This window comes from Roseibium alexandrii DFL-11 (assembly GCF_000158095.2).
In the GTDB taxonomy this organism is placed as follows: Bacteria; Pseudomonadota; Alphaproteobacteria; order Rhizobiales; family Stappiaceae; genus Roseibium; species Roseibium alexandrii.
In genome coordinates this window covers 2,357,744-2,370,674 of the sequence record NZ_CM011002.1, presented here as the reverse complement: position 1 = coordinate 2,370,674, position 12,931 = coordinate 2,357,744, and the positions used below count along the sequence as shown (strand labels likewise).

General features: G+C 56.9%; 14 protein-coding genes. 5 read left to right on the top strand and 9 right to left on the bottom strand.

The annotated features are described in order from the left end of the window. The first annotated feature begins 12 nt into the window (after positions 1-12). Positions 13-1,047 (top strand): asparaginase, encoded by a 1,035-nt coding sequence (locus tag SADFL11_RS11095; protein WP_008190072.1) that lies wholly within the window; start codon positions 13-15, stop codon positions 1,045-1,047. 17 nt (positions 1,048-1,064) lie between these two features. On the opposite strand, the gene SADFL11_RS11090 is transcribed toward SADFL11_RS11095, so the two are convergent. Beyond that, entirely contained in the window at positions 1,065-1,514 is a 450-nt protein-coding gene (locus SADFL11_RS11090) for a GNAT family N-acetyltransferase (RefSeq protein WP_008193833.1), read from the bottom strand. A gap of 12 nt (positions 1,515-1,526) precedes the next feature. Between SADFL11_RS11090 and SADFL11_RS11085 the strand changes: the two genes are divergently transcribed. Both SADFL11_RS11085 and SADFL11_RS11080 read left to right on the top strand, forming a co-directional pair. After that, positions 1,527-2,333, top strand: a complete 807-nt coding sequence (locus SADFL11_RS11085; protein ID WP_085955876.1) for a dimethylarginine dimethylaminohydrolase family protein — start codon at positions 1,527-1,529, stop codon at positions 2,331-2,333. Positions 2,334-2,557: 224 nt separating this feature from the next. Then, positions 2,558-4,090: a sensor domain-containing diguanylate cyclase gene (locus SADFL11_RS11080; protein WP_040451690.1), complete on the top strand. Its 1,533-nt coding sequence runs from the start codon at positions 2,558-2,560 to the stop codon at positions 4,088-4,090. A 21-nt stretch (positions 4,091-4,111) separates the two neighbouring features. On the opposite strand, the gene SADFL11_RS11075 is transcribed toward SADFL11_RS11080, so the two are convergent. Further along, positions 4,112-5,464: a TIGR03808 family TAT-translocated repetitive protein gene (locus tag SADFL11_RS11075; RefSeq protein WP_040453081.1), complete on the bottom strand. Its 1,353-nt coding sequence runs from the start codon at positions 5,462-5,464 to the stop codon at positions 4,112-4,114. A 175-nt stretch (positions 5,465-5,639) separates the two neighbouring features. Between SADFL11_RS11075 and SADFL11_RS11070 the strand changes: the two genes are divergently transcribed. Then, positions 5,640-5,927, top strand: coding sequence for a hypothetical protein (locus tag SADFL11_RS11070; RefSeq protein ID WP_008195792.1), 288 nt, complete (start codon positions 5,640-5,642; stop codon positions 5,925-5,927). Positions 5,928-6,016: 89 nt separating this feature from the next. Here SADFL11_RS11070 and SADFL11_RS11065 read toward each other — a convergent pair whose 3' ends face one another. Next, entirely contained in the window at positions 6,017-6,490 is a 474-nt protein-coding gene (locus SADFL11_RS11065) for a YHS domain-containing (seleno)protein (RefSeq protein WP_040453083.1), read from the bottom strand. Positions 6,491-6,778: 288 nt separating this feature from the next. On the opposite strand from SADFL11_RS11065, the gene SADFL11_RS11060 reads away from it, so the two are divergent. Continuing rightward, positions 6,779-7,402 (top strand): TetR/AcrR family transcriptional regulator, encoded by a 624-nt coding sequence (locus SADFL11_RS11060; RefSeq protein WP_008188728.1) that lies wholly within the window; start codon positions 6,779-6,781, stop codon positions 7,400-7,402. Here the strand turns inward: SADFL11_RS11060 and SADFL11_RS11055 are convergent. From SADFL11_RS11055 to SADFL11_RS11030, 6 genes are all read right to left on the bottom strand, one after another. Beyond that, complete coding sequence (locus tag SADFL11_RS11055) at positions 7,365-7,973, bottom strand: pyroglutamyl-peptidase I (protein ID WP_040451691.1); 609 nt, start codon at positions 7,971-7,973, stop codon at positions 7,365-7,367. The two genes, SADFL11_RS11060 and SADFL11_RS11055, sit on opposite strands and share 38 nt — an antisense overlap. A gap of 8 nt (positions 7,974-7,981) precedes the next feature. Beyond that, positions 7,982-8,977 (bottom strand): methylmalonyl Co-A mutase-associated GTPase MeaB, encoded by a 996-nt coding sequence (gene meaB / locus SADFL11_RS11050; protein ID WP_008192175.1) that lies wholly within the window; start codon positions 8,975-8,977, stop codon positions 7,982-7,984. A gap of 113 nt (positions 8,978-9,090) precedes the next feature. Then, on the bottom strand, positions 9,091-9,678 hold the full coding sequence (locus tag SADFL11_RS11045; protein ID WP_008196669.1) for a DUF1131 family protein: 588 nt from the start codon (positions 9,676-9,678) through the stop codon (positions 9,091-9,093). A gap of 156 nt (positions 9,679-9,834) precedes the next feature. Beyond that, on the bottom strand, positions 9,835-10,416 hold the full coding sequence (locus SADFL11_RS11040; protein WP_008191776.1) for an LOG family protein: 582 nt from the start codon (positions 10,414-10,416) through the stop codon (positions 9,835-9,837). A 60-nt stretch (positions 10,417-10,476) separates the two neighbouring features. After that, a complete protein-coding gene (locus SADFL11_RS11035; RefSeq protein WP_008194175.1) occupies positions 10,477-11,865 on the bottom strand; it encodes a dipeptidase in 1,389 nt (462 codons plus the stop codon). 105 nt (positions 11,866-11,970) lie between these two features. After that, positions 11,971-12,921 carry a cation transporter gene (locus SADFL11_RS11030; protein WP_008193465.1) on the bottom strand — a complete coding sequence of 317 codons (951 nt, stop codon included), beginning with the start codon at positions 12,919-12,921 and terminating at the stop codon, positions 11,971-11,973. Between the last annotated feature and the right edge of the window lie 10 nt (positions 12,922-12,931).

Below are 12,931 nucleotides of genomic sequence, written 5' to 3'. Positions count from 1 at the left end.
AACGAGACCTTGATGACCAATCCTGCCCTTGTGGACGTGACCCGTGGCCAGTTGACCGAAAGCCTGCATCGCGGCAGCGTTGCGGTTGTTGATGCCGGTGGCAAGTTGGTTTGCGGTGTTGGCGATTTTGACGCTCGAGTCTTTCCGCGCTCTGCAATCAAGGCCTTGCAAGCCATCCCGCTGGTGGAATCCGGTGCCGCCGAGGCCCTCGATCTCTCTGACGCCGAATTGTCGCTTGCCTGCGCATCGCATAATGGCGAGGAGGTTCATGCCAATTCTGCGCGGGTCATGCTGATGAAGGCGGGTCTCACCGAGGATGATCTGGAATGTGGGCCTCAGTGGCCCAAGCGGATGGAGGATGCCGCGAAACTCATTTTGGCCGATGAAACACCCTGTGGGCTGCACAACAACTGCTCGGGAAAACATGCCGGTTTTCTTGGCCTCGCCAAGGTCATGGGCGTCGAAACGAAAGGCTATGTTGAGCCGTCTCACCCGGTCCAGCGCGAAATCCGGAACGTGATGGAGCAAATGACCGGCGACATCGTTTCGGAAGACGTTTGCGGCACCGACGGGTGCTCGATCCCCACCTATGCTTCGCCGCTGAACAGTTTTGCCCGCGCATTTGCGGCCTTTGGAACGGGCGAGGGGCTGGAGCCGCTCCGCCAGGACGCAGCGCAACGCATATTCGACGCCTGTATCAATGAACCTTACATGGTGGCCGGTGCAGACCGCTTCTGCACCAAGGTCATGGAAGGCTTCCGCGGACGTGTCTTTGTGAAAACCGGTGCGGAAGGAGTTTTCTGCGCGTCCATCCCCGAGCTTGGTTATGGCGTTGCCTTGAAGTGTGATGACGGCGCGACCCGGGCCGCCGAAGTCATGATGGCAACAGTTCTCGAAGTGATGCTGGAGCTTGATGAGTCAGAGGCAAAGCTCCTGGATGGTCTGGTCAACCCGCCGGTCCTGACACGCCGTGGTGCGGAGGCAGGTGTGATCCGGCCGCGCCAAGAGTTTCTTCAGATGCTCAAAGGGGCCTTGCCAGCCAACTGACTGGGAAGACCAGGGCCCTAGATTGGTTTGCTCATTCGGACCTTGTTGCCAGAGCGTCCGATCTCTGACCAGCCGAGATGCGCGTAAAGTGCGACGTTTTCCGGCATTCCGACATGCGTTGCGAGCTGGATCTCTATAGCGCCCATGTCCCGAGCGTGGGTTTCGATCACCTCTATGAGTTTTCGTCCGGCGCCGCGCCCACCGTATTTCGGATCGACAGCGATGTTGACGAGCTGAGCCAGCTCGCCATCAACCGCCAAGACCGCACATCCGATGATGATTTCGTCGGTTTCGGCCACATAAACCACGTTCTTTATGATCTCAGATTCTAACCCTGCGGAAACATCGGGCAGGCCGCTGAGCCGCTTCTTTACCGGTGCATAGGCGCGATCGATGCACTGTTTCAGTGCATTCACGTCTTGCAAATTTGCTCTGCGAATGGCTGGGTCTTTGTTTGTTATTGTCATTGGAGTTCCAAAATGATGGCGCGCGCCGGTCTGTCCTATCGTTTCACTCATGCTATCACCCGCAAGCCGGCAGACAGTGTCGCGACCGGATTGCGGGCTGTGGACACAGGTGATCCCAGCGGTGACGCCTTTCGGGCAGAACATGAGCTCTACGTCAAGGCATTGCAAGATGCCGGACTGACCGTCGACGTATTACCGCAGTTGGAATCCTATCCGGACAGTTGTTTTGTCGAGGACCCGGCCTTCTGTCTACCAGAAGGCGCTATCCAATTGCGCCCGGGTACGGCAAGCCGTGAGGGCGAAGGCAAGGAAATTCGGGCAGCGCTTGACGCACGCTTCGACAAGGTCGTTGAGTTGCCGGGCAGCGGCTATGTTGATGGCGGCGACATCCTGATGCTGGACGATGTGATCCTGATCGGCCTTTCTGCGCGCACCAACCGGGAAGGCGCAGATGCGTTCGCACAGCTTCTCAAAGAATGGGGTTACAACGCGGAGGTCTGCGAAACGCCGGAGGGTGTGCTCCACTTCAAGACTGCCTGTTCCACCCTTGGTGAAGGCGTCATTCTGGCAACTGAAGTGATGGCGAAGAGCGGTTTCTTCGGCGAGCGAAAAGTCGTCGTGGTGCCGGACGGTGAAGATTATGCGGCCAACGTGATCCGTGTGAACGCCGTTGTTCTGGTGCCGGAAGGGTACCCCAAAACCCTTGCAGCCATCGAAGCCGCTGGGTTCAAGACTGTTGTTCTTCCCACGCACGAGGCGCGCAAGGTGGATGGTGGTTTGTCCTGCCTGTCCTTGCGATTCGCCAGCAAAGCAGCCTGACGCTGGATTACTGTCAGATGTGACAGTGAACAGATTCTGTTGCTCAGGGTCTGCCGCTTTCAAAAAGCCAGTGGCCAGGTCAATCAGGACCGGTGATTTCCGATTGTTTGTGAAATACGTGATTTTGCGTATGGAAAGGTTTTGGCATTCGAAAATACTGAAGGGTATTCGGGATTACGTCAGGTGGGGACCGGTGGGGGTCTTTGTCCCGGGGAGACATATGTGTGCCGACCTTTTGGTTTCGGATCAGTGAAATAGCCTTGGTGGCAGGGCTTTATGTCCTGACTGCACGGTTGGGGCAGACGCTTGCCATTCCTCCCGGGAATGTTACGCCGGTCTGGATGCCTTCCGGTTTGATGCTCACCTGGGCACTTTTGCGTGGGCCCTATATCTGGCCTGGCGTGGTCCTCGGCGCATTCCTGGGCAACGTCTGGGCTTATGCTGATTTTTCATCGTTTGGTTCAGCTGTTCAGGTGCTGCTCGCTGGCATCTCCAATGGAATTGGCGATGTATTGGCGTCGGTCGGATGCAGCATCTTGCTGCATCGCTATTTCCGCCCCTTTCGCCTCTTTCAAAGTGTTTCTTCTGCATCCGCCTTTTTGGTTGTTGGCGTGGCCTGCGGTGCGGCGGTGAGCGCCCTTATCGGCGTTTCGGGGCTGTTGGCAGCTGGTCTTATCGATGCGCAGAACTACGGCAATACATTTGCAACCTGGTTTACCGGCGATGCGATCGGCGTAGTGGCAATCACGCCGTTTGTGCTTGCAGTTTATCTATCCGACAAAACAGAACGCGTGTTGCCGGGATTTGAAACGGTTGCCAATTTCCTTTTGATGCTGTCCGCCATCTACATCGCGTTTTGGAGCGATGTCGGTGGACTGATGCAGAGTTTTGAACTCGCGGTCTTGCCGGTTCTGCTCATGTGGGCCTCTCTGCGCCTTAGCCGGATCTATATCTCCTTTGCGTTGTTGTTCTTGATTGGAGGCATCATTGTCCCGACTGCGCTGGGCCAGGGGCCTTTGCAGGGTATCGACAGGAACACCACCCTGATCAACACGCAGCTTTTGCTGGGAGTGATTGGTGTCTTGGTCCTGACCCTTCATGCAACGCGCGAACAGGTTCGCCAGCAGGTCCAGCACCTGGAACATGTCAAAGACACGCTCGATCAGAAAGTCCGTGAGCGGACTGCCGAACTGGAAGAGGCTAAAAGAAAGGCCGAAGAACTGGCGTCGACGGACGCCTTGACGGGTGCTCCGAACCGGCGCGTTTTCTTGAAACGCGGAAACGAGGAACTGAACCGCGCCATTCGCGGCGGCGAAGATGCCTGCGTGATCATGTTCGATTTGGATCACTTCAAGGAAATGAACGACACCTATGGGCACCAGATCGGGGATCGGATCCTGAAGGATTGTGCTGCGGTTACGATGGGCTTCGTTCGCAACTACGATCTGTTCGGTCGGATTGGCGGGGAAGAGTTTGCAGTATTCTTGCCCAATACCACCGTATCAGGCGGGCAGAATGTTGCGGAGAAACTGCGTCAGGCCTTTTTGGAAAGGTCGGTATCCAGTCACAAACTCAACTACACAGCCAGCTTCGGGATCAGTCCGGTTCTGGAAAAAGACCGGGCATTATCGATGGTTCTGCGCCGGGCCGATTTGGCGATGTACCGCGCAAAGGCCGATGGCCGAAACTGCGTAGTGGTCTATGAACCGTCACTAGAAGAAAAAAACATTGGAGAAGGCTCCCCAACCCCTGCGTGAAACTCCACTGTACGCTCCCGCTTAACCCCAGATCTGGTTGCTGTGCACCGTCAGATTGGAGAATTCGGACGTTCCGTTAAGTTCGCCCGTCGCGCGCTCAAGCCAGCGAAACCCGTTAATCGACCCTTGCTTGGCGCCTTGAACGATGTTGTTCGTAATGACCGCAGGCCCCACGCCGTCAGCAACGCTAACCGCAATCCCGATGTTGCAGTCCCGCAAGACATTCTGTGATGCAATGATGTTGCGCATATACGGGCCCCAGCCGAGCAGCATGCCGTATTTCGGAACGCCCTCAATGACGTTGCCGGTTATCGTCGTATCGGCTTCGGCGGCAATCCCGATCCCAAACCCGGCAACATCCGGCGGATAGGGGCCGGTGTCCTTGATGTTCCGGATAAGGTTTCCGGAGCAGACTGCCAACCTCCCGTCATCAGCGAAGTTGGCGATAGAGATGCCAATTGTGCCGCCGTCCGCGATGTTGTTGGCTATCACCGCGCCCTGGAAACCAAATTCGCTGTAAATGGCGGTCTCACCAGACCGCAAACAAGAGTTCCCGATGATCTGGATGTTTGATCCGGCATTGGAGCGGATCGCGGAAAAGGCGCAGTCGGCCAGCCTGTTGTTGGAGACAACAACACCTGCAGCCCGAAACACGTTGATGCCATTACCGAACTGACCTGTGCCGCCATAACGCGCGCCGATCCGTTCGACCCTGTTGGCGGAGACAATCGTGCCGTCTTCGCCATCTTGCCAGCGATGGATCCATATACCGCCATTGGCGCAGTCCGTAACGGTGTTTCCGATGATCGAGAGGCCGGTCGCCTCATTGGACCGGATACCGGCCTCAGCAGCCCCAGATATCCGGGAATTCTCGATCCGGCCGGAGCACCGGTCGAGCAGGAGCCCGGATTTGGTCGAGCCGGCGATCTCGCATTCGTCGATCGCCAGATTGCGGACGCCAATGAAATGCAAGAGACCATCCGTGAAGTCGCCAATCGAACGGTTCGCTCCATCAAACGTAATCCCGGTGAGGCCGATATTGCTGACCCCCTCGGCCCGGATGAGCTGGCCACCGCCGCCCTGATAAACGAGGCGGGTCCGGCCCGGAACGCCGACAATCAGTGTTCCGGAAGGCAAACGAAGGTTTGCCACCGGATAGGTGCCAGCGGGTAGAAACAGGGCCCGGCCGCGTTCGACAGCCCGGTTGACGGCATTTTGAAACTGTGCGGTTTGGTCATTCGTGGCGTTGGGAATCAGACCAAGGTCAGCGGAATCGATCGATCCGCGCAGATCCGCGACATCCATTGAGGCTCCGGCAGCTGTGCCGGAAAGACACAAAGCTGTCCCAGCAAGGAACGCCCGCCGGCTGGTCAGGACAGGCTTAGGGCATATTCTGGCGTCATTTGGCACGGATCAGCTCCAAAACGGAAAATCGGGTTGTTTTGGGTCTCAAAAGAGCAAGCAGTGTGCCGAGTGCGTGATGTTCCTGATTTTGACGCACTCTGTGCGGTTTGATAGTCTTTGGCGGCTATGGGTGGAGGATCCAACAATGATTACCATTCAGGACTGCATCGGCATGTCCGATCTGGAGGAGGCTGAAATCCTTGCGCTTGCCGAACATGAACACATCAGTGAAATCGCGGCGGCAGCTCTCGGTGCTTATCTTCTGCATCAACCAAAGGGCGCGGATAAGATTGTGCGCATGATAGAGGACGACATTCGTGACGCTCTTGATCGTGGCGACAAGGCCCATGCAAAGGAATTGTTCATGGCGCTTCGGCATTTTCTCCATGAGCACTCGGGAGAATTGAGCCGCAGGAAGTCGGCATTGAGCTGAAGAGGCTGATCGGCCGGCCGGGAAGCGCAGGGATGAGAAAGGCGGAGATGAGGCCATCTCCGCCAGCTGCGAGGTCTTGCTTGTAGTTATTACAGTTCGGACGGATCGACGTTTTCGATTTCAGTCCACTTGTCATCGCCCGTTTCGATGAACCCTGCCGTGTCCTTGTTCCAGCGTTCCTGGATGCTTTCGGACAGGTTCAGGTAAAGCTTGCCATCAACGATCTTCCAGAGGTCCGGATCGCCATCTACCTTCACGCCCATCGCGGTGCCGAAGGCACAGAACCCGCCATATTGCGGCAGATACTTCTCAGGGTTCTTTTCAAAAAGGTCTTTGTTTTCTTCAGAGGTAAACCGGTAGGTCGCACCGTTGTGGACCGACGTGATGGAAAAATCGCCATCCTTCGGAGCGCCGTTGGTGAAATAGGACACCGGGTCAACGCCGCGCAGGGCCAGGCCGGTGACGGTTGCGTTGATATCAACACCTGCAGCAAAGGCGCTGGTTACGAGAGTGCCGGCAACAACAGCAGCAGCAACGGTGCCGCGGATCAGATTAGCAAACATGTTTTTTAAACTCCAAGGAAAGACAGGGTAATCGGCAAGGGAGTTCGTTTCGGAAATAAGGAACCGAAAGGTTCCAAACATGTCAAAAAAATTTGCCCTCGCCGGTGAGCCCAAATTGGGAACTCGGGTGATCATCTGCAAAGCACGAAGCAGTGAGCGGTTTGTGAAATCGTGAGAGCACACACCTGAAAGATGATGGTGACCGGGCAATCGGTTCCCGATCATCCTTGCAAACGGCCGGAAAGGTGCCGATGTTTGTGAGGCAGCTGAAGGAGGCTGATCGAACCGATGGCAAGACCAAGGGAATTTGAGACAGATGCAGCACTGGACAGCGCCATGAGCCTGTTCTGGGACCTTGGCTATGAAGAAGCGTCTCTTGCCCGTCTCTTGAAGACCATGAAGATCACAAGGGGGTCTTTCTACAAGGCTTTTAAGGACAAGAACGCGGTCTATCTGGCAACGCTGGACCGCTACGATCGGCAGGTCGTGTCCTCGACGGTTGCTTTTTTGGGTAACCCCGCAAACGGGTCCGGCCGTGACCGGATACTCAGCCTTCTCACAAAAATCGCGGATATGGCCGAGAAAGACGGCGACCGGCTTGGCTGCTTTTTATGTAACGCCATGGCAGACAAGGCAGCGCAAGGCGGGGAGATCGAACAGAGGTTGCAGGCTATGGCCCTGCGTCTGGAAGCGGCCTTTCAAAAAGCTCTGGAAGATGATTTGACCCCGTCAGATTGTGAGAGCAACCGCGCCGGAGAAACTGCGCGGGGCCTGTTGGCGCTGTACTTCGGAATGCGTGTTTTGGGACGCGCTGGGCTTGCCGGCCGGATGGCGCGGGACTGCGTCACGCAAGCCGAAAACCTGATTGCCGGTTTTACCGCATCCGGCGGGCGAGTTCCTGCAGCAGATTAACCGCAGCGTTCTCGACCAAGGCAAGGGACGGGCGTGGATCCCATCTCGTCCGCGGCAGCGGCGGAACGTGAACGAAAATGCTCGGGATGCCGGACCCGATGGAATCCCACAGTGTGGCATTGCAAAGGTAGGTGCCCGCGTTCTGAGACACCTTTGTTGAGGCTCCCGACTGCCGCGCCGCTGTGGCCAGATGCCCGGCGGGAAGAGTTGCAGTACGCGCACGTTCGCCCTTCGGGTCGAGCTCCGGATTTCCGGGGCCTTTTCCGGCGCTGTCGAACCGGACTTGAATGGCCTTGTTGACCGCACGGTTCTCCACATTGATATCCTTCCGGGTGCCATCAACGCCGAAATGCACAATAGCATCGGGCTGGACCTCGCGGCGCAGCGGATCCGTGACGTTTGATCGGGCTTCCCAGGTCGTCGGAAGGATATCAAAGTGATAAGCGACACCGTGCTGATGCACACCGAGGCGCTTTGGGAGCCGTTTCATGAGGAGTTGCGTCGGATTGACAGGGGCTCCTGGAAAGGGGGTGAAACCGGTTACAAGTATCGTTTTTTGAGTGTTCTTCATAAATTAAATCAATCGTTTAAGCCCATGAGGGTGGACAGTTCATCAACGGCAACGGACACGGCGGTCGTACCGTCGCGCACATCGGCTTCCAGGGTCTTCAGCCGATTGGCGGTCTTCTGATTTGTTTTCAGAGATTCCATCAGGCGTTGTTGCAGTGTATCCCACATCCACGACACTTGCTGGTCTGCACGGCGTTTTTGCCATTCCCCGCTTGCGGTCATGCGCTCGCGGTAAACCATGATCTGCTCCCACATATGGTCCAGACCTTCATTGGCAAGCCCGGAGATCGTAATCACAGGAGGGCTCCAAGTCGGCGTTTTCGGAGCCAGAATATGCAATGCGGCGCGGTAATCCGAAGCTGCAGCTCTTGCCCGGATGGCACCATCGCCATCGGACTTGTTGACGGCAATCATATCTGCGATTTCCAGGACACCTTTCTTGATGCCCTGGAGCTCATCGCCAGCGCCAGGCAACATCAGCACAAGAAAGAAGTCGACCATATCGGCAACCGTTGTCTCCGACTGCCCGATGCCAACGGTTTCGACGAGAATGACATCGAATCCTGCGGCTTCGCACAGGAGCATCGTTTCCCGTGTCTTGGCGGCAACGCCGCCCAAGGTGCCGGCCGACGGCGACGGCCGGATAAATGCATTCCGGTCGACAGCCAGCTGGGCCATCCGGGTCTTGTCGCCGAGAATAGACCCCCCGGTACGCGTGGACGACGGGTCGACTGCCAGAACCGCGACCTTTTGGCCTGCTGCCGTGAGATTGGATCCGAACGTGTCGATCGTGGTCGATTTCCCGGCGCCCGGAACGCCGGTGATGCCGACGCGAAGCGCCTTGCCGGTCTGAGGCAGGACTTCCTGCACCAGTTCCCGGGCGATCTTGCGATGCTCCGGTTTTTTGGATTCAACGAGCGTGATTGCGCGGGCAAGCGCGGCCCGGTTGCCTGATATCAATTGTCCGGCAAGGTGCCTTGGATCGGGTAGGGTCCTGTGAGTCATAGGACCATGGCTTTACGCCAAGAATCAGCAAAGGTCACCAGCAACGTTTGGACGAGGAATGCCCGCTGCAAAAGCTGCAGCATTCCTCAAACCAGTTCGGTTTTGGTCAGGACCTAGGTCTTCGGTGTCCAAAGGATGCGCTGCAATTGCGCGTCAAAGAGTTCCTGGGCAGGTGGCAATACATCGAAAGGGCCCGTGTAACCAGGAATTGCAAACACGAGCTCGACATTGGGATGGCCGGTTGACTCGCAGATCGCCATACCACGCCACAAGTTGCGCCCAATGCGGCAATCAGCGCGCGCGGTGCCGATCTCGGCGAAAGTCATTCCGATGCGCTCGGCATTGGGACCCTGCAAATGGTGGGTAACGCCATGAACGGTGCGAACCTTGCCATTTTGCCCTTTGAACACCTGCAAGACTTGAAAACCGTCGGTGTTAAAGGCGGCCAATGCCCATTCTGTGTTGTTTTCAACGGCGGTTTGAATGCCCTCGGTGGTAAAGCCGGGAAGAGAGGCCTCAATCGCTTTTGGCGCATAGGCGGTTTCTGCGGTGATGCCACCAACCCGGTCTTCGGTGATTTGCAGCAGCGTGACATTGGATGTCCGGAACGCAGCTTCCGGTGCCGCAAGATTCGCAGACGGCGTACAGGCTGTGATTAGAAAAGCGGAAATCAGAAGGAACGCAACAATCGGCGAACGCATAAACAAGATACTCCATCGGCCATGGGAACAGGCAATTTCACAACGCGGGTTTTAGCACCGTCAATGGGATCGAGGAAACCATGCACTCGTCAGTTTTAACACTCTTCACAGGGCATTTTGTCTCAATCGTCCAAATCGGCAGACTGGCCCGTGAACTCAGGTTTCGTCCTTCTTGATCCACTTGGGCGTCGATGGCGGAGAATAGCGTTCAAACAGCGCAATGAGTTCGTCTGGCGCGCCCGCGATCTGCGCCATGTTCCGCATTTCTCTCTTGGTAAAGCCTTCTTGAGTCTGATGATCCAGGAAAGCAATCAGGTGGTCGTAGTAGCCATTGATGTTGAGAAATCCGCAGGGTTTTTGATGGTAGCCGAGCTGGCCCCAGGTCCAGACCTCAAAGATCTCTTCTAAAGTACCGACACCGCCGGGCAGGGCGATGAAGCCATCAGATAGGTCGGCCATCAAAGCCTTGCGCTCGTGCATGGACTTGACGAGGTGCAGTTCGGTCAATCCCTGGTGCTCGATTTCCTTTTCCTTTAGCGAGTGCGGAAGAACACCGATCACCTCGCCGCCAGCTTCGAGAGCTGCATCGGCAACGCTGCCCATCAGGCCAACACGCGCCCCGCCATAGACCAGCCGCATGCCCTTCTCAGCAATGACCTTACCGGTTGCTTTCGCCGCGTCGTTGTAGTCTCCCAGCGCGCCGTAACTTGACCCGCAGAACACGCAAATCGATTTCATGGTTCTCTCCGAACAGGGATATCCGGCCGCCACTGAGCGGCCGGAGACTTGAGCTCAACTTCAGTCCTTCGCAAGCTCATCGAGAACTCGCACCCAGGACCGGATGCCCTTGTGGAAGCTCTTCAGGTTGTATTTTTCGTTCGGCGAGTGGATCTGGTCGTCCTCAAGGCCGAACCCGATAAGCAAGGAATCCATGCCGAGCATCCGCTTGAAATCACCGACAATCGGAATGGATCCGCCCATGCCGGTGAGCGCTGCGTCCTTGCCCCACTCATCTTTCAAGGCCTTCTTGCCTTTCTCCAGAACCGGCATGGCAAAGTCGAGCCTAAGGGCTGGGCTGCCGTCTTTGGAAAGGAATTCTACCGAACAGTCTGCCGGGATCTTGGAGCGCACGTAGGCCCGGAAAGCTTCCTGGATCTTGTCCGGATCCTGATCACCAACAAGACGAAACGTGAACTTCGCATGGGCTTCAGCCGGAATGACTGTCTTTGTGCCGGCACCCTGGTAGCCGCCCCACATGCCGTTGACTTCACAGGTCGGGCGGGTCCACAGGTGTTCCAGCGGCGTGCGATCGTTTTCGCCGCGCGGATGTTTCAGCCCGACTTCGCCGAGAAACGCCTCGACATCAAAGCCGAGCTTGTCCCACATCGCGGTAACCTCTGCCGGCATGTCAATGACGTCATCATAAAAGCCCGGCAGTGTAATCTTGCCGTTCTCATCGTGGAGGCCTGCGATGATGTTGGCGACGATGTGGTTCGGGTTTTGTGCTGAACCGCCGTAGGACCCGGAGTGCAGGTCACGGCTGGCCGCCTTGACGATGATTTCGTCACCAACCATGCCGCGCAGCATGACGGAAATGGCAGGTGTCTCCGCGTCCCACTGCCCAGTGTCGCAGACCAGCGCCATGTCACAGGACAATTCGTCCTTGTTGGCTTCCAGGAACGGATGCAACGACGGTGAACCGGACTCTTCTTCACCCTCGAATAGGATCGAGACATCGACGGGCAGGTCCCCGGTTTCTGCGATGAAGGCGCGGGCCGCTTCAACGAAGGTCATCAGCTGGCCCTTGTCATCGGCCGCACCGCGCGCAACGATGATCTTGGTCCCGTCTTCCTTGGTTTCGATCGCTGGGTCGAACGGATCCCGGTTCCAAAGGTTTAGCGGATCGACCGGCTGGACATCGTAGTGGCCGTAGAACAGAACATGTGGACCAGGCTTACCGGATTTGCGGTGTCCGACGACCATCGGATGGCCTTCCGTATCGCGGACGGAGGCTTCAATCCCGATGTCGTTCAATTCCTTCTCCAGCCACTCGGCAGCTTCCTGGCACGGGGCCTTGAATTCCGGGTCGGTTGAAATGGACTTGATTTTGAGGAGTTCAAACAGGCGATCGAGACTGTTGTCCAGGTCGGCATCAATGCGCGCCAATACCTTGTCGATGGAACTCATGACATGTCCTTAAATTTAGAGACAGGGTGTGAAAGACCGGTTCGCAATCGGCCCTTAGATGGGCCTAAATGGCCACAAGATTGGGCGAGGTGCAATGCGTTTTCCTTAAGCGCTTGCCGCCGTTGGGGAAGTCTTGAGACCGTTGCGGGCGGTGACCATCACCTCCACACGGGTTGGCCCGACCACATCTTCAAGCCGCCCTGATACCTTGTCCTTGAAAACGTCGACGTCATGGGCCTCGATGGGCTTCAGCGGATCAATGTAGATGGCGGCATAGTGCATGCGCCCGGCTTGCAGCACTGCAACCCGATGCAGCTTGTAACCATGTTCTTTTGCAAGATCGCGGGCAACGCGGGATACCTTTGAGTAAGTCTTTCGTGGCGCGCTGGTGCCGGACAAATCTGCCAGTGTGGACCGGAATGAAGAGAGTGGCTGCCAAATGATCACCAGGATCAGCAGCACCACAATCACCGCGTCACCAATCGGCACATAAGGTCCAAGAGGCGTGTCTTGCAAGAAGGGCAGAGACAGGAGTGCAGCGCCAGTGCCAACGCTCAAGGCCCCGTCAATCATGGCGGCCCGGGATTCGGTTTTCAGCACCGCGCTGCGCTGGCCGGTCTTGCGGTATGCGCGGTGATAATTGAAGGCAAGGGCAAGACAGATTGCCACAATGACCACCGAGTAGATGACAATCGGTCCGAAGACCAGTTCGGGCACGTCGCCACCAGTAAAAAACGTCCAGATCTTGGTGCCCGAGACAAAGCCTGCAAACACCAGGATGCCGATCAGTATCAGACTGCGGAAGGTGACATAGAGTACCTCATCGAAGTCATGACCCCATGGGCGGCTTCGGGTGGCGGGCAGGCCTACGCGCGCGCCAATTCCTGCAGCTGCAATCGCAGAAACGAAATTGACGGCCGAATAAAGCCCATCAACGAGCATGGCATCCGACCGGGACAGCCAGGAGGCCAGAATGCCGGCAAACGCCATGAACAGGTTCGACCATTTCCCGACGGTCAGGGCACGCTGTTCGATCAACAGTTCCGGGGACGCCATCGCCGTTGCT